Raw genomic sequence first — 16,662 nt, forward strand, 5'->3', positions numbered from 1 at the left:
TTTACTCTCAATCTCCTTAACGGCAATAGCCAACTAAATTGCCGTGAGCTTATGACATCTGATTTTTTGTTTCTATGAATAATTAAATAATTCTAATAAACATTAGCAAATTCTAATATTTCTTTTATATTGGTGATATATCATCTACAAATAACACGACTATTATGGAAGAAGAATTAGATTTCGATGACTATCCTACCCTTCATCTTCACATGATGATTGATGATTATGAAGAGCTCTGTAAGGAAGGAAGTAAGCAATCCTATCATAGAAAGGTTAAAGAACAACATACTGAAAGGGAGGCATCACTATATGGTGTTGACCCACAGGGAAGGTTCTCTTTTTGCTTTGTGGACTAGGATAAAAAGTCATTAATCCAGTTGAAATAATCGCGACAAGAGATCGTGGTGGTTTTAGGAGGAAGATAGCTCACCAACCGGTAGCGTAATAATGAAACGAGTTCCTCTGCCATCATCACTCTCCACCTTCAGCGAACCGCTGTGAATTTGGGTTATGATATCATAACTGATGCTTAGCCCAAGTCCGGTTCCCTCACCGGTGGGTTTGGTGGTAAAGAAGGGTTCGAAGATTTTCTCGCGAACCGGCTCGGGGATGCCTGGACCATTGTCAGAAATTATAATTTTAATTTCTTCACCTTTCTCAAAAGAAGTACTGATCGTAATTTTGGGCAGATAGGTTCCGTTTTGTTTGAGTTTCTGTTCCCAAACGGCATCAAAAGCATTTTCAATAATATTTTGTAACACCTGCCCGATTTGCTGCTGGATGATCATCACCTCAGGAAGATTTTCATCAAGTTTGGTCACAATAGAAACATCCAGTTCAGGGATTTTAGCTGATTTGCTATGATAGGCAAGGTCGGCGTACTTCTGGACAATATTATTCAGGTCGGTCATCTGAAAATTGAGATTGCTACCCCGTGAATGCTGCATCATTGACTTCACGATGGCATCTGCTCTTTTACCGTGTTCTTCAATTTTGCCGGTGTTCATGCTAAGGCTGTCGGTGATAAATTGAATCTCTGCGGTATCGTCATTAGCAATCGCCTCTCGAAGTTCTTCTACAAGTTCTTTAGAGAGCTCAGCAAAGTTATTGATAAAGTTGAGCGGGTTTTTAATTTCATGGGCGATGCCGGTAGAAAGACGACCCAGGGATGCCATTTTCTCTGATTGTATCAGCCTTTTTTGGGTTGCCTTCAATTCATGGTAGGCTGTCTCAAGCTCGCGTGCTTTTTCAAGTTCGGTGGCTTTGAGTTCGTTTTCTACCTCCAGTGCTTTTGCCTGGGCTTCGGCAGCTTCCGCTTTCAATTCGGTTTCTCGAAGCAGTGCCGCTTCCCGTTCTCTTTTGATGAGACGTCGGCGCTGGAAACGGTCGACTGCAAAAATACCCAGAGCCAATATGATAAAATAACCCATAGAAGCCCCCCAGCTTAACCACCAGGGAGGAGTGACGGTAAAACTGTAAGAGAGTACTTCATCTGACCAGATACCGCTTTCATTGGCTGCTCTCACCTCCAGGGTATAGGTCTCCGGAAAGAAGTAGGCAGGCAGGTTGGTATAGTTAACCCTGGTATCCGTTTTATCGGGTGACCATTCGTCATTGAAGCCTATCAGGCGTGTCTGATACCTTGCTTCTCTTTCACTGCCAAAGGTCAAGGCTGCATATTCAAAACTGAACTCGTTACGCTCGCCGGGTACCTCTTCTGATACTGCACTTGTCAGGCGCACAATGGGAGGCTGCTTATTTTCCCTGTCCAGATGCGGTTTGTAGATTGAAATACCGTTTGCAGTCCCGAAATAGACAGATCCCTCTTTACTGATTTGTACCGAGCCATAATACCAAACCTCATTATCAACGAGGCCCTCCGCTTTGGTTATGGTACGTAAAACGGTGCCGGACTCGGGATCAACTTCAGCAAGTCCCTGGTTGGTGCCCAGCCAAAAAGTACCGGTCACCGGTGATTTGGCAATGCTGGTAATATTATCTGCAAGAAGGCCATCTGCAGTAGTGATCGTATGGCGCTTGCTTTTCGTTTCAGCATCAAGGGAGATCAATCCATTGGTAGTACCCACCCACATCTGGTTATTAGACCAGTAAAGATTATCAATTTGATTGGTCGGTGCTCCGTCTTCTGTTGACCACCATAATTGGAAAAAAGTATCCTTGTCTGTAATGTCTGATTCACCGGTAAACATGGCAGCGTGTACAGGTATGCGACTTCGGTAAATACCCCTGTCACGTGTACCGATCCACAGGTATCCGAGACTATCCACGGCAGAAGCATGGTAAATAGTGGGCGGCAGTCCCCACTCTTCATCAAGGGTAATGAAGGTATTGTCAATAATTACGAAGACTCTGTGATAAGCGGGGAGAAAAAGTGTTTCTATGGTTTGCTGACTTTCTTGCCCTAGCGGTAATCGAAGCTTTTGTATGGATAAAATGCTGGCTGTAGGGTAGGTTGCCAATTCAGCTTGTTTACCCAGAACTGAGACACTTGTTTTGTCTTTCAGATTCTCAAGATCCGGCGCTTCTTTAAAAGACAAGCTGTTCAGGCCGCGGGTAGATCCTATCCAAAGCCGTCCATAGCTATCATAGGCGAGCCCGTTTACCCAGTTACCCGCCAGTCCATCCGCAAACTGAATATATTCGGAGTCAAAAGTCTCACTAAGGCAGGCAATACCTCCTTCCGATGTTCCTGCCCAGAAGGAACAGGGATCCCCATTTGAGTCAGAGTTATTCAACTGAATGGTATTAATGGATGGTGATGGAAGGAGGGTTTTCTCTCCCCCTATAGGTGTACTGCTGATGTTTGTAAAGGCCCGGTAATTGTATCGAAGCTTGGAGATTCCGCCTGACTGTGCAATCCATAGGTTTTCTTCCCGGTCTTCGGTGATATTGAAAACTATTTCACTTAAAAGACCATTGGCTCTTGTAATATTCCCAGTTTTACTATAATCATCACCCTCGATTGTTAGTATTCCGGAGCCTTCACTCGATACCCATATCCGGTTATCATGGTCCGCCCGAATACTCGCAATATTGCTGTTCAGGCTTTTATCAATAATTGTGAAACCGGTTTTCCCATTATCTTCGTTAAGCATCCATACGCTTCCATCTCTATTTCCTCCCAAGAGTCTGTCTTCGGCTGATTCAAAGAGGGCGTTGGTGTATTCATCTCCGAAAAATTCATAGGTACGGGTTGCTTCTTCATTCTTAAAACGCAATAGATTGCCATTTGGTAGGGCGACCCAGATAGATCCGTCTTTCCTTGCTGTGAGTGCCCTGACTGCTAACTCTTCTCCGGTTCCGCTCAGGTTGGTTGAAACGGTATCTGCTTGCAGTTCGTCTTCTTGATTAAAGCGATATTTAACTATGCCAACATTCTCAGTACCGACCCATAGCCAACCCTCGTCGTCAATAGTCATGCGATTATGGTTCACGGTAAGATCAATAATGGAAACATCATTGCTTTCGGATATGAATTGTACCCGTTTACCCACACCGTAATTTTCAAGAGGTTTTTCAGAGACTACCAATCCGGCATTTGAGCTGACCCATAATCTTCCGGAAGGATCTTCGATGAGATCCCAAACAGTAAGATCCCTGAGGCCGTCTTCCTGGCCATAGAGTTCCATATTCACCCCATCGTAGCGAACCAGACCTGATGAGTAAATGGAAAACCACATGTATCCCAGTTTATCCTGAAATACTTTATGAACTTCCGCCGAAGGTAAGGCATTGATTTCTCTATCCGGCGTATAGTGAGTGAACGGAAGGAGTTGGCCTTCCGATTCACTGAATGGGATTAGAAATAAAAATAATAAGACAAATAGTTGCCGTTTCATGTACCGGCTACTGTTTCTGGCGATGCTAATTATTATTTCCGACTCCACCGCCACCGCCGGAGGAGTTAAATGATGTCAGCAGGGATTCGGCATCCGAAATGCTAGTCCTTACAGCAGTAGTTATATCTGTGGCAGATGATGAGGTACTGCTTTGGATATTCAAGGAAGCGGTACCGTTTTTCAATTCATCAGCGGCGCTTTCACCATAGGCTATTAGTGCAAGATCGAAGTCAAGATTACCGGACCCTCTTCCGCTGACAACATTCAGCTCGGCAGCAAGTAATTGAACCAGTAGGGATTCCAATTCTGTTTTATTCGGACCGGTTAGAATATTGAGAGCGGCATCAATTTTATTATCGCCGAATTGAAATGGATCGGTAAGGTACAACTGTTCAATGACTTCCAGATATCCCAGTAGGTCGGTAGCAGATATATCCGCATTTAAATTATTCTTTTGTGCAAAACGCAACTGCTGAATCCAGAATTTGGGCTCTTCAGTATCAAGTAGAATGGTTCCTTCCTCGAATTGCAAAATCAGTTTTTCGGTTTGCGGAGAGAAACCGAAGTCGGTCCCTGTTTCGTCAGCATTATTTACGGTAACCGTCTTGGATATTGAAGTTGTGGCCGAGTAACCGTCAAATAACCTTTCGTTAAAGTCGGAAGTATTTTCGGTAGTTTCTGATCGTACTTCGATACCAAAATCAACAGAATTGGATCCGGTAAATACCATGAATGAATAGGTTCCGGTCGAAGTAGTTGTCCGGGTAAATTCCATGCCATCACCGGTTAAAAGATGTACTGTCACATTTTGTATGCCCGATTCCGATGTGTTTTTAGAACCATTACCGTTTCCGTCAACAAATACGGTACCCGAAATGGTATAAATGCCTTTGCAAGGGCCGGGTATTTCAGCACTACCGGGTTCATTGCCGCTTTCACTCTTAGCAGTTACAGCACCAATGGGTAGGTCTCCGGAATAGGTAATACTATAGACCCGGCTTTCCGTACTTGAAATAGAGGCCTCCCAGGTTATTCCTTCCGGGTTCACTTTAGCCGATTGAATAGGGCTGTAAGCTACCGGTGATCCGGCACAGGAGGGAGATTCAATAAAAAAGTAATTTAAGGCCGGTTCAACACCGGTTCCTGAAACAGTGTAAGTAAATGTTGATTGATTCTTCTCCTGATCGTAGTGCTTGCCGTTAAAGGTTACCAGGTAATTATTCAGCGGAACCGGATCAGTATTATTGTTTTGCAGTTGAATATCTGTGCTTTCACCGGTTGCCGTCTCAAGGCTTATTTCGGAGTCAACAGTCATTGAACTTTGTATGTCACTACAGGAATAAACTGCAATTAATGTGACCAGTAGCAAAAAAGGAATTCGCATACGGATATTCATATCTATAAAACTTTATTTTAGGTTGGTTCAAACGGGAGGCATTATCCGAAATGGAAACAATACACCAAGGCTAAATCCTTATTGCTACCCTCTTTTACTATTCCCCTCGTTTTCTCTCTCTATTACTTCAAGTGAGATTTTATTCAATGTATATAATTCCGTTATACGGTCAAAGAAATTGATAAAAAATAGTCACTTGGAGTCAAAGTAATTTATTAGGCTACTTAAGTTGATATAACCTAGACAGGATTTATTGAGAGGCTAAAGATTCAGAAAAATTTTAGAATTATCCCACTATTTATTTTTTATTTGGGAATAAATAGGTACTCTCGGTAAAAAATTAACGTATAGATTAGCACATGAAATATACCATCAAAGAACAGTTCAACTGCGTAATTATAAAGTTAAAGGGAAATGTAATGGGCGGTCCTGGTGCCGAACAGTTTCGAGAAGATCTGCATGACCTAATAGAGCAGGATAAGACGAATGTAATAGTCAATCTTGGAAAAGTTAAGTTTATCAATTCATCCGGGCTGGGGATTATTATCGGTGCACTGACCACCATGCGAAAAGCAGGTGGGAACCTGATAATCTGTGAGGCCGACAAGAAAATAGAGAATCTGCTTATGATCACACAGCTGGTATCCGTTTTCCAGCACTATCGCACCGAGAAGGAAGCAATTGAACACTATCAGGAAGGCTGACAAGTTCTGGCCACAAATCTACACTGATTAAATCTGATTACTCTGTGAGTCTCTGTGCTTCTTCGTGCCACTCTGTGAAATAGTTAGTAGCTTTTTACCCAAAACAGTACCAATAATTGCTTTCATAAGTCCTGAAGGCCTGTTTTAAGCCTTGCAGAATTGTTTTTGCTTTGCTATCTAGAAAAGTGAAGGAAATTTTTTGGCACTGATTTCCGTTATAAATAGTCAATTGTTAAGAAGATACAATGCGTTATGCCGGATAAAGAGAAGATCAAGAAATTCGAAGAGATGATAGAAAACCCCACTGCCCATCAGCTAAAATCGTATTACGATGCCAAAGAAAAGGCATGTATCGACGCCATGAAATCATCCACATCCAAAAATCCACATAATAAAGGATCGAATTTGGCTGAATTTTGGGAATACGTTTATAATCAATTTTATAAAATTCAATAGTACGATTCTCGTATAGATAAACTTATTTAAAACTGTGTAAGGCTGCATCACATTATGTGTTGCGGCCTTTTTTATCCATAGATTTATCTGCAGGTATTAATGTTTAGTGTTTAAAGTTGATATTAAAATAAATTAAAGATCGTATTTTTTATTTATTTATCGATTATATTGTAAAAAATAAGTTGGCAAATGAATGATAAATAACATACATCTACCATGGACATTAAATTTGTTGAACGGGAAAAAATAAACACTTCTAAAAAACGGTCATCCAAGTTCAAACCACTGCTGGAGGCTCTGGATAACCTGGAAGTAGGTGGCGACGCTATCGAAATTAACTACAAGGATGATAAGAGTGTTAACTCAATGCGTACTGCTGTATACCAGTATAACCAGGATAGAGGCGTAAAAATTAAAAGCGGAAAAGATTCTAAGAATAAAAAGATCTATTTCTATAGAGAAAAATAGATATTAGCATAATTTTTTCTGTACACGTTAGTGTAATAGCTGGTATCCCGACGGCTTCAGAGTATTCGAAAAATCCTTCCTCAGAGAACGGAATTTAGCGCATATTTGTAATTTCAGTGAAGATAAAGACAAATACCTGTGATTATGGATGCCACTACCGTCAAGAAAACCACTCCGAACTCTGCCACCGATCGTTACTCGAGAGAACGTCTGATTAATCGATTTAAAGCTATACGGGATTTCAGTGATCAACTTACTGAACCGCTTGAGATCGAAGATTTCGTGGTTCAGGCCATGGAAAATACTAGTCCCACCAAATGGCATTTAGCCCACGTAAGCTGGTTTTATGAGACGTTTTTGCTGGATAAGGTCTACGACAATTACCAATCTCTTCATCCGCAGTATGCCTATATTTTTAACTCTTATTACCTGCAAACCGGCGAGCCGCACACCCGTTCGAAAAGAGGACTATTGACGCGTCCCACTGTCAGGGAAGTCTTTGAATTCCGGGATTACGTGAATAAAGAAGTGTTTAAATTTTTAGAAAATGCCACAGAGGAACAGCTCAGGGAATATGGTCCGGTTATTGAAATAGGCAATAATCACGAGCAACAGCACCAGGAACTGATGATCACGGACTTTAAATACATGTTTGCCCAAAATCCACTCTGTCCGGCCTATAAAGATCTGAAACTGCCCGATAGCAAAGATGTACCTCCACTGAATTGGGTTGCTTTCGACGAAGGTATTTACCAGATAGGAAATAAGGGCGATGAATTTACCTATGATAATGAGCATCCGCGCCACCGTGAGTTTCTGGAAGCTTTTGAGCTCTCCGATCGTTTGATTACCAATCGTGAGTTTATGGAGTTTATGGAAGATGGAGGATATGAACGCTCCGAGCTCTGGCTGGATGATGGTTGGGCGACGGTTAATGAGAATGAATGGGATAGTCCTTTGTACTGGACAAATAAAGAGGGGCAGTGGCATTACTACACGCTTTCCGGTCTGCGAGAGGTCGATCCCAATGAGCCGGTTACGCATATAAGCTACTACGAGGCCGATGCCTATGCACGCTGGGCTGATGCCCGTCTGGCCACGGAAGCCGAATGGGAAGTTGCCGCCGCCGACCTACCTTACAAGGGAAATTTTGTCGAAGAAGGCCACTACCATCCGCGCCCTCTGCAAGACAGATCTTCGGGACTCAAACAGATGTACGGCGATGTTTGGGAGTGGACAAAGAGTGCTTATGATGCGTACCCGGGATATGAGCCTTTGCCCGGGGCCCTGGGAGAATATAATGGAAAGTTTATGTGCAGCCAGTATGTTCTGCGAGGCGGTTCATGTGCCACATCGGAAACTCATATTCGAAAAACGTACCGAAATTTCTTTTATCCTGACGCCCGCTGGCAATTCAATGGCATCAGGTTAGCTCGAACGGTTTGAGGTCCCCCCATCTATGAGTGCAGAAGCTGAACTGAACGCACCCCGGCGCCAGATGTTTGAGGAGGTAATAGAGGGTTTACGCCGGCCTCAAAAGATGATTCCCAGTAAATTCTTTTATGATGAAAGGGGATCCGAACTTTTTGATGAGATTACCCGACTGGATGAATACTATCCTACCCGTACTGAGACACGTATTTTAGAAGAAAATATTGAAGAAATTGCCGGTGCGGTAGGAGAGCAGTCGGTTATTGTAGAGTTGGGTAGTGGGAACAGCACCAAGACGCGGCTGCTGCTGGATCATATGGCAGACATTTCAGCTTATGTTCCTGTTGATATTTCGGAAGAGTACCTGATGAAGACCGTTCGCATGTTGAAAAAAGAATATCCTGATCTCAGCATCAAACCGGTGTGTGCCGACTACACAAAGCCTTTTCAGATTCCACCCATTGCCAAGCCCTTCGAATATTATGTAATCTTTTATCCGGGCTCGACCATAGGAAATTTTCGTCCGGAGAAAGCCCGTCTGTTTCTCAAGACGATCTCTAAGTTGCTGGTTCCCGGCGGCGGTATGCTGATCGGGGTAGATTTGAAGAAAGACCGCGAGACACTGGAGGCTGCCTATAATGATAGCAGATGCGTGACGGCAGAGTTTAACCTAAATATGCTGGTTCGCATGAACCGGGAGTTGAATGCTGACTTTGATGTTGACGAATTTGAGCACCTTGCATTCTACAATGAGGAAAAGGGACGAATTGAAATGCATCTAGTAAGCAGGCAAAAGCAGGAGGTTCATTTGCAAGACGAAGTTATTTCTATTGATGAAGGAGAGACCATCCACACAGAAAACTCCTATAAATACTCACTTGAAGAGTTCAGGGAGTTGGTTAAAGAGTGGTTCGAAGTGCAAAAAGTCTGGACCGATGAAAAAGAACTGTTCAGCATGCAGTACCTGGTAAAAAAGTGATAGAATAAAATTACCGCTTAATGCACTAAGTGACTAGTGATATAACTCAAGGTACCAGGATTACTTTGCCAATATTTTTTCTTTCCTCAATATAGCGATGAGCTTCTCCTGCTTCTTCAAATGAGAAGGTGGTATCTACGTGAGGTTTTATCCATCCTTCATCTACACCCTTAAGAATTTCTCGGGTCCACAGTGCTGCTTTTTCAGGTTCGTGCCACATATGGCCCAGGTTTACTCCGAAAACACCCCGGTTTTTATCAAGCAGGGAAAGTGGGTGGTAAAAGGGCATTTGAATGACTGTTTTCAGCATATCCCAGTAACTTTTTAGTCCTGCTTCGGGGCCGCCGCTGGCTGTGGATATTCCGAACATGCCCAGCCGGCCGGTTGCACGAAGGGCTTTGTAACTGCGTTTCCACTCCTTGCCGCCAAGCGGGTCAGTTATGAGGTCAACACCTCGGTCGTCGGTGAGCTTCATAATTTCATCAAGCCAGTCGTTGGTGCGGTAGTCTATGGCAAATTCCAAACCTCGTTCAATCAGAAATCGGTGCTTGCGGTGACTGGCCGTACCATATGTTTCGGCACCGATATGTTTTGCGATATCCAGGGCGGCAATACCAACCCCTCCGCCTACATTGTGAATCAGAACCGACTCATTTTTCTGCAGGCTTCCCATCACCACTAGCAGTACCCAGGCCGTCAGGTAATTGACAGGAATAGCGGCGGCTTCTTCAAATGAGAGTTTCTCCGGTTTTTCATAGACCTGCATTTCACTGACGCAAACCTGTTCAGCCTGACCCTTAAAGCGGCACATGGCCAGCACTTCCTTGCCCAGCCAGCTTTCCTCAACCTTATCGCCCACAGAACTTACCACACCGGCAACTTCATAACCCATTACGCATGGTTTGGAAGGTCCGTCCGGATATTGTCCTTTCCGGGCAAGAATATCAGCGAAATTGAGTCCCGCTGCTTTAACATCAATGATTAGTTCATGAGGTTTCGGCACCAGGTCGGGGACTTCCTGTACCTGCAACACATCATAGCTTCCGTTGGTGGTATTTACTATCTGTCGCATAGGTCTAAGCTATTGAAAAATGTACAAGAATACTACCGTATTACATTGTGCCAAATGGTGATTTTTAAATTACTATCGATGGGTTATCCTCGTTGAATTATTGTCCATTCCCTAAATACCTCTCCGGATTATGAAAAGAAAATACGGCTTACTACATTGGTTTATGCTCGAATTATAAGCTAAGGTACAAGATTATGGCTCCGGAGGGTACAGATACGTTACAGGATCAGGTAGATGAGAGAGAATCGACGGTGCAGCACAAGTACGGCACCTTTGGGGGCGTGTTTGTGCCTACGCTGCTTACGATTCTTGGGGTGATTCTATTTCTCAGGCAGGGCTGGGTGATCGGCAATGCCGGACTCCTGGGCGGATGGCTGATCATCACGATTGCATTCGTAATTGTCACATTCACCGCCCTTTCCATGTCGTGCATCACCACCAATATTCGCATCAAGGCCGGAGGCGCCTATTCCATTATATCCCAGTCACTGGGACTTGAGGTAGGGGGCAGCGTAGGGGTGCCGCTTTACCTGGCACAGACTTTTGCCATTACTATGTATGTATTCGGTTTTCGGGAAGGATGGCTCTACATCTTTCCGGGTCATTATGCAATCATCGTAGATATTGTAGTATTCAATTTGCTCTTCATATTGGCATATTTGAGTGCCAAGCTGGCCTTTCGCGTTCAGTATATTATTCTGGCAGTCATAGCGGCAGCTTTGCTATCTGTTGCAGGGAGCGTATTTATGGGAGCACTTGAACATCCTATTCAGTGGTGGGGCGAATTCCCGGGAGCCCCCGAGAATAATTTCCAGGGTGTCAGCTTCTGGGTAGTGTTTGCTGTTCTATTTCCTGCGGCAACGGGCATTATGGCGGGAGCAAATATGTCGGGTGAGCTTAAGAATCCCAAGAAGAGTATTCCGGTGGGTACCATCTCGGCCATAGTCATTAGCTATTTGATATACATGGCTTCAGGATACTGGTTTGCAAGGGTAACCACGGTTGATGAGCTCGTAAATAACTACAATGTAATGATTGATTATGCCCTCTGGCCGCCGGCCGTATTAGGAGGATTGCTGGGTGCTACTTTTTCCTCAGCCCTGGCATCGATTGTCGGTGCACCGCGTATTCTCCAGGCGTTGGGTGAACACCGTATTTTCCCGGGCGGGGGCATCTTTGCAAAACTGGCCAAAGACGGCGAACCCCGAAATGCCATTATGCTCACAGGGGGTATCGTACTGGTCACATTGATGCTGCGGGATCTTAATACCATCGCCCCGCTGATCACCATGTTTTTTCTAATAACGTACATGATGATAAACATGGTAGTACTCATTGAGCAGGGCATGGATATGATCAGTTTTCGCCCCACATTTACCATTCCAAGATTCGTGCCGGTAGTGGGCACCGCAGGCTGCCTGTTTACGATGTTTATTATCAATCCGACTTTTGGGTTGATTGCCTTGGCTTTTGTAATTGCCACCTATTTATATCTTACCAACAGAAAGCTGAAAGTTCCCTATGGCGACATGCGAAGCGGTCTCTTTGTATCTCTTGCCGAATGGGCAGCGAAACGGGTATCCCTGCTTCCTGAAAATAACGAGCGAGCCTGGAAAGCTAACCTGCTTGTACCCGTTCGTAGCGCAAGAGAATTAAGCGGAACTTTCAGTCTCATCAGAAACCTGGTTTATCCCAAAGGCTCCATCAAGCTGGTCGGTCTTTCCGGGATGGATGACCGAGGTGATCTGCAGGACTCACTGATGGATCTCGCTATGTCTTTTGGCAAGGAAAACGTTTACACCAGGTGGACTGTGATTGACTCCGATAACTTTAAAGAGGCCGTTCTTAACGCCTTACAGACCTTGCAGGGGACCTTTTTCAAGCCCAATATCCTGTTTCTGCGATTACCCAACCATACAGCATATGATGAAGAGATACACTCTATCATCAATGAGGCGCGGCTTAATAATATGGGCATACAGCTCTATGTGGAAGACGTTGTGGCGCAACTCGGAAGGAGCGCTTCCATCAATGTCTGGATACATGAAAGGAGTCCGGATTGGGATTTGAATATGAATCTTGGAAATCTTGACCTCGCACTCTTAACTGCCTATAAGCTAAAGATCAATTGGAATGCCGAGATGAGAGTAATCACGGTGGTTGAAGAGGGTCAGGAGGAAGAAGCCTACAAATATCTGGAGAACCTGCTGGACATTGCCCGTTTGAGAGAGGTCACTCCACATGTAGAGATTGGCTCCTTTACCGAAGCCCTCGAAAATGCGCCTCATGCTGATGTGGATTTGCTCGGCCTGCCGGAGGAACCCGATTTGAATGAGCTTCGCACGTATGTAGAGAAAACACAGTCGGCCTGTGTCTTTGTAGCCGACTCCGGCCGTGAGAGTATACTTGCCTGAGAATAACCACTAAGTCACTAAGTGAACTTAGTGGTTATATTTAATCGCGCATCAGTTTCTTGTAGTGGATGCGTTCGGGGTGATATTTGGAGCCCAGTCGTTTTTCTCTGTTCTCCTCATATTCCGAATAGTTGCCTTCGAACCAGTAGACCTGACTGTTTCCTTCAAATGCCAGCATATGTGTGGCAATGCGGTCGAGGAACCACCTGTCGTGTGAGATCACTACCACGCAGCCGGCGAATTCAAGCAGGGCCTCTTCCAGTGCGCGCAGGGTATGGACATCCAGGTCGTTGGTCGGCTCATCCAGCAGCAGCACATTGGCACCCTGTTTGAGCATCTTAGCAAGATGCACGCGGTTTCGCTCACCTCCGGAAATTTCACTGCATCTTTTTTGCTGGTCACTTCCGCTAAAATTGAATCTAGCCACATAGGCTCTTGAATTGACCTCGCGATTGCCCAACTTTACGGTTTCTTTTCCATCGGAAATCTCTTCCCAAATGGTTTTATCGGGGTCCAGGGGGCGTTTTTGATTGATATAGCCCAATTCAACGGTACTTCCAATTTCAAAAGATCCGCTATCCGGTTCTTCTTCTCCCGTAATCATTCTAAAGAGCGTTGTCTTACCGGCTCCGTTAGGACCGATCACTCCCACAATACCGCCCGGTGGCAGCTTGAAATTCATATCTTCAATTAGCAAGCGATCGTCATAGCCTTTGGAAACATGGTCGGCTTCGATGACCTTATCACCCAGGCGGGGTCCGGCAGGGATAAAGATCTCCATATCTTCGCGCTTTTTGCGATGCTCTTCGGAAAGCAGCTCCTCATATTTATTGATACGAGCTTTGCTTTTGGCACGCCGTCCTTTGGGGTTCTGGCGAATCCATTCCAGCTCCTGCTCCAAGGTTTTTTGGCGCTTTGATTCCTGCTTCTCTTCCTGTTTTAGCCGCTGCTGTTTTTTTTCCAGCCAGGAGCTGTAATTTCCTTCGAAGGGGATGCCTTCTCCACGGTCCAGTTCGAGAATCCAGCCGGCTACATTATCCAGAAAATAGCGATCATGAGTGACGGCGATGACTGTACCTTCGTAACGGGCGAGATGCTGCTCCAGCCATGCTACCGATTCCGCATCCAGATGATTGGTGGGTTCGTCAAGCAGCAAGACATCGGGTTTTTGAAGCAACAGTCGGCATAGTGCCACGCGGCGCGCCTCCCCTCCGGAAAGCACCTCCACCGAAGTATCACCGGGCGGGGTGCGGAGGGCATCCATGGCTTGTTCAAGCTTGCTGTCTAGATCCCATGCATCGAGGTGATCTATTTTATTCTGAAGTTTCTCTTGTTTCTCGATGAGCTTTTCGAAGTCCGCATCAGGATCACCGAAAGCTTGGTTAACCTCTTCGTATTCGTTCAGCAGATCGATGGTTTTCTGAACTCCTTCCTGGACAATCTCTTTCACGGTTTTGGAGGGATCGAGCTTCGGCTCCTGAGGTAGGAGTCCAAAGGTGACCCCTTTTTGGCGGGATATATTACCTAGATACTCTTCATCTTCACCCGCGATAATGTGCAAAAGGGTACTTTTACCGGACCCGTTTGCACCAAGCACCCCGATTTTAGCGCCATAGAAGAAGGAGAGATAGATATCTTTCAATACATAGTTGTTGGGCTTGTATACTTTGCTCACCCCTACCATGGAGAATATTACTTTTTGATCACTCACTACTGATGGAATTAAGAATTAGGAATTAAAAAATTTTGAATTTGAAACCGGGAATGGGAGGTTGACTCGGTTGACGGGACAAAGGTACGGAATTGGCAGGAAAATTTTGAATTAATAGTGTTCATTAAGAAGCAAGAAGCAAGAAGCAAGAAGTGAGGAGTGATGGGTCCTGGTGAGAAATGAGTAATTAAAAATGGGTATAGAATATTTGTATAACGGATTGGCTGTTTCGCGGAGGTTCACAGAGTAGACGCAGAGTTGCACTAAGTTGTATAATCATTGTAGATCTGTGGCGGAACCTAGACTAATTTTGTTCTTGAGGCCGAAATTTCTTAGCTATGTTGAACCGTAAACAAAAACGGAATTAAATTTTTTGCTATGAATATGAAAAAAGCGATTTCTGCAGGGTTGTTAATCGGCGGACTGGTACTTCTTTATTTTGGGTACGATCAATATCAATCCTTCCAATCGGAAGTGAACCAGTTTCTGGGTGGATCGGGCTCACAAAAGGGTATTTGGATGATGGCAGGCGGTGCAGCGGCATCAATAGCAGGGCTGGCCGGTTTGCTGCGTGGAGGTAAATGAATGTGAGTAATGTAGGGTTTTGAGAAGCTATACCACTAAGTATCACAGAGATAGCACTGAGGTGCACAGAGATCTGTGTAAATCTGCGGCCCAATAACCGGTATTAGCTACTTTCTCCCCTCAATTGCGCTTTTCTAAAAAATGGTTATAATAGTATCAATTATTAACCAAGTAAAATAAACGCATGCAGGGATATCTGCTGTCGGGACTGCTGGTAATATCCGTTCTATTTATTGTGATCAGTACGGCCCGATGGAAATTGCATCCCTTCCTTGCTCTTCTTCTGGCAGCTTTTGGTGTCGGACTATTTGCAGGTTTACCTGGCTCCGAGACTGTTGCGGCTATAACCGATGGCTTTGGTGGGACCTTGGGATCCATTGGTATTGTGATTGCTGCAGGTACCATTATAGGGGCCATGCTGGAGAAGAGCGGCAGTACGCGCGTGATAGCCGATTTGGTCATACGTGGCATTGGTAAAGCACGATCGGCTTTGGCAATGAGTATCACCGGGGCCATTGTTTCCATACCGGTATTTTGCGATTCGGGATTTGTGATTCTTTCTCCACTCAATCGATCCCTGGCTGATGAGACAAAACAGTCACTGGCAACTTTTGCCGTTGCCCTTAGTATGGGTTTGTATACTACTCATGTCTTTATACCTCCTACTCCCGGTCCGATCGCAGCGGCCGGCACCCTTGAGGCGGATATCGGATCTGTGATACTGCTTGGTATCTGCGTCACTATTCCGGTTATACTGGTGACCTACCTTTTTGCGAACTATGCGGGCAAGCGTATCTATATAGATCCTTCGGAAACGACGACAGCTATAAAGGAAGGTGCAGGGCAAGGTGAAGGTTCTGTGGGGGATGAAGAACGGTATATGGAATCGATTAAAAAACCTTCTGCTTTGACAGCTTTACTGCCAATCCTTGTTCCCATGCTATTGATTGCTATTGGATCGGTTGCTTCTTTACCATCAGAACCTTTTGGTGAAGGCTGGTATGTGGAAGCCATTAACTTTTTGGGTGATCCTAATACCGCTTTGATTATCGGCGTATTCCTGGCTTTTCGCACCATTGTACCTTCACACCGAGGTCCGAAGGTTTACGGAGAATGGGTGGGTGAGGGCCTGAAAAGTGCGGGAACTATCATTTTGATTACGGGCGCGGGAGGAGCTTTTGGAAGTGTGCTTCGTGCCACAGAAATAGGCAGTTTTCTGGGACAGATTCTTGCGGAATGGAATATCGGAATTTTCCTGCCGTTTTTGATTGCGGCAGCTCTAAAGACGGCACAGGGTTCTTCTACTGTAGCCATCATCACTACGGCATCAATCATGCTGCCCTTGCTACCTGATGCCGGTCTCGCAGAAGGATTAGGTCCGGTGTTGGTTACCCTTGCCATCGGGGCGGGTGCGATGACGGTTTCCCATGCTAATGATAGTTATTTCTGGGTCGTAAGCCAGTTTTCCGGAATGGATGTTTCACAGGCCTATCGTTTGCAGACAGCCGGATCGGCAGTAGCAGGGGTGACGGGAATGATCACGGTTTTTATACTGAGCCTGTTTTTAGTGTGATATGATTTAT

Annotated in this window: 13 protein-coding genes; 9 read left to right on the forward strand and 4 right to left on the reverse strand. The window is 44.9% G+C overall.

Going from position 1 to position 16,662, the window contains the following annotated elements; all coding sequences use genetic code 11:
* Positions 1-164: 164 nt before the first annotated feature.
* Complete coding sequence (locus tag G3570_RS01690; protein WP_165138537.1) at positions 165-359, forward strand: hypothetical protein; 195 nt, start codon at positions 165-167, stop codon at positions 357-359.
* A 54-nt stretch (positions 360-413) separates the two neighbouring features.
* Here G3570_RS01690 and G3570_RS01695 read toward each other — a convergent pair whose 3' ends face one another.
* Positions 414-3,863: a sensor histidine kinase gene (locus G3570_RS01695; RefSeq protein ID WP_165138539.1), complete on the reverse strand. Its 3,450-nt coding sequence runs from the start codon at positions 3,861-3,863 to the stop codon at positions 414-416.
* 25 nt (positions 3,864-3,888) lie between these two features.
* Entirely contained in the window at positions 3,889-5,178 is a 1,290-nt protein-coding gene (locus G3570_RS01700; protein ID WP_165138541.1) for an SdrD B-like domain-containing protein, read from the reverse strand.
* A gap of 440 nt (positions 5,179-5,618) precedes the next feature.
* On the opposite strand from G3570_RS01700, the gene G3570_RS01705 reads away from it, so the two are divergent.
* The 5 genes from G3570_RS01705 (at position 5,619) to egtD (ending at position 9,297) form a co-directional block, all read left to right on the forward strand.
* Positions 5,619-5,963: an STAS domain-containing protein gene (locus tag G3570_RS01705; RefSeq protein ID WP_165138543.1), complete on the forward strand. Its 345-nt coding sequence runs from the start codon at positions 5,619-5,621 to the stop codon at positions 5,961-5,963.
* Positions 5,964-6,215: 252 nt separating this feature from the next.
* A complete protein-coding gene (locus G3570_RS01710; protein ID WP_165138545.1) occupies positions 6,216-6,419 on the forward strand; it encodes a hypothetical protein in 204 nt (67 codons plus the stop codon).
* Positions 6,420-6,635: 216 nt separating this feature from the next.
* Positions 6,636-6,887 carry a hypothetical protein gene (locus G3570_RS01715; RefSeq protein WP_165138547.1) on the forward strand — a complete coding sequence of 84 codons (252 nt, stop codon included), beginning with the start codon at positions 6,636-6,638 and terminating at the stop codon, positions 6,885-6,887.
* 144 nt (positions 6,888-7,031) lie between these two features.
* Positions 7,032-8,333, forward strand: a complete 1,302-nt coding sequence (gene egtB / locus G3570_RS01720; protein ID WP_165138549.1) for an ergothioneine biosynthesis protein EgtB — start codon at positions 7,032-7,034, stop codon at positions 8,331-8,333.
* Positions 8,334-8,346: 13 nt separating this feature from the next.
* On the forward strand, positions 8,347-9,297 hold the full coding sequence (gene egtD / locus G3570_RS01725) for an L-histidine N(alpha)-methyltransferase (protein ID WP_249066573.1): 951 nt from the start codon (positions 8,347-8,349) through the stop codon (positions 9,295-9,297).
* A gap of 46 nt (positions 9,298-9,343) precedes the next feature.
* On the opposite strand, the gene G3570_RS01730 is transcribed toward egtD, so the two are convergent.
* Positions 9,344-10,369 (reverse strand): zinc-binding dehydrogenase, encoded by a 1,026-nt coding sequence (locus tag G3570_RS01730; RefSeq protein WP_165138551.1) that lies wholly within the window; start codon positions 10,367-10,369, stop codon positions 9,344-9,346.
* Between the two features lie 194 nt (positions 10,370-10,563).
* On the opposite strand from G3570_RS01730, the gene G3570_RS01735 reads away from it, so the two are divergent.
* Entirely contained in the window at positions 10,564-12,783 is a 2,220-nt protein-coding gene (locus tag G3570_RS01735; protein WP_165138553.1) for an amino acid permease, read from the forward strand.
* Positions 12,784-12,823: 40 nt separating this feature from the next.
* Here G3570_RS01735 and ettA read toward each other — a convergent pair whose 3' ends face one another.
* Positions 12,824-14,494, reverse strand: a complete 1,671-nt coding sequence (gene ettA, locus G3570_RS01740) for an energy-dependent translational throttle protein EttA (RefSeq protein ID WP_165138555.1) — start codon at positions 14,492-14,494, stop codon at positions 12,824-12,826.
* Between the two features lie 378 nt (positions 14,495-14,872).
* Between ettA and G3570_RS01745 the strand changes: the two genes are divergently transcribed.
* Both G3570_RS01745 and G3570_RS01750 read left to right on the forward strand, forming a co-directional pair.
* Positions 14,873-15,079 (forward strand): DUF3185 family protein, encoded by a 207-nt coding sequence (locus G3570_RS01745; protein WP_249066574.1) that lies wholly within the window; start codon positions 14,873-14,875, stop codon positions 15,077-15,079.
* Between the two features lie 184 nt (positions 15,080-15,263).
* On the forward strand, positions 15,264-16,652 hold the full coding sequence (locus G3570_RS01750) for a GntP family permease (protein WP_165138557.1): 1,389 nt from the start codon (positions 15,264-15,266) through the stop codon (positions 16,650-16,652).
* Positions 16,653-16,662: the final 10 nt, after the last annotated feature.

Origin of the sequence: Halalkalibaculum roseum, assembly GCF_011059145.1 — a bacterium.
Classification (GTDB): Bacteria; Bacteroidota; Rhodothermia; order Balneolales; family Balneolaceae; genus Halalkalibaculum; species Halalkalibaculum roseum.

Bases quoted from the DNA above. Each gene is read 5' to 3' on its own strand.
- G3570_RS01690 (WP_165138537.1), top strand. From the start codon at position 165: ATGGAAGAAGAATTAGATTTCGATGACTATCCTACCCTTCATCTTCAC.
- G3570_RS01695 (WP_165138539.1), bottom strand. From the start codon at position 3,863: ATGAAACGGCAACTATTTGTCTTATTATTTTTATTTCTAATCCCATTC.
- G3570_RS01700 (WP_165138541.1), bottom strand. From the start codon at position 5,178: ATGACTGTTGACTCCGAAATAAGCCTTGAGACGGCAACCGGTGAAAGC.
- G3570_RS01705 (WP_165138543.1), top strand. From the start codon at position 5,619: ATGAAATATACCATCAAAGAACAGTTCAACTGCGTAATTATAAAGTTA.
- G3570_RS01710 (WP_165138545.1), top strand. From the start codon at position 6,216: ATGCCGGATAAAGAGAAGATCAAGAAATTCGAAGAGATGATAGAAAAC.
- G3570_RS01715 (WP_165138547.1), top strand. From the start codon at position 6,636: ATGGACATTAAATTTGTTGAACGGGAAAAAATAAACACTTCTAAAAAA.
- egtB (WP_165138549.1), top strand. From the start codon at position 7,032: ATGGATGCCACTACCGTCAAGAAAACCACTCCGAACTCTGCCACCGAT.
- egtD (WP_249066573.1), top strand. From the start codon at position 8,347: ATGAGTGCAGAAGCTGAACTGAACGCACCCCGGCGCCAGATGTTTGAG.
- G3570_RS01730 (WP_165138551.1), bottom strand. From the start codon at position 10,369: ATGCGACAGATAGTAAATACCACCAACGGAAGCTATGATGTGTTGCAG.
- G3570_RS01735 (WP_165138553.1), top strand. From the start codon at position 10,564: ATGGCTCCGGAGGGTACAGATACGTTACAGGATCAGGTAGATGAGAGA.
- G3570_RS01745 (WP_249066574.1), top strand. From the start codon at position 14,873: ATGAATATGAAAAAAGCGATTTCTGCAGGGTTGTTAATCGGCGGACTG.
- G3570_RS01750 (WP_165138557.1), top strand. From the start codon at position 15,264: ATGCAGGGATATCTGCTGTCGGGACTGCTGGTAATATCCGTTCTATTT.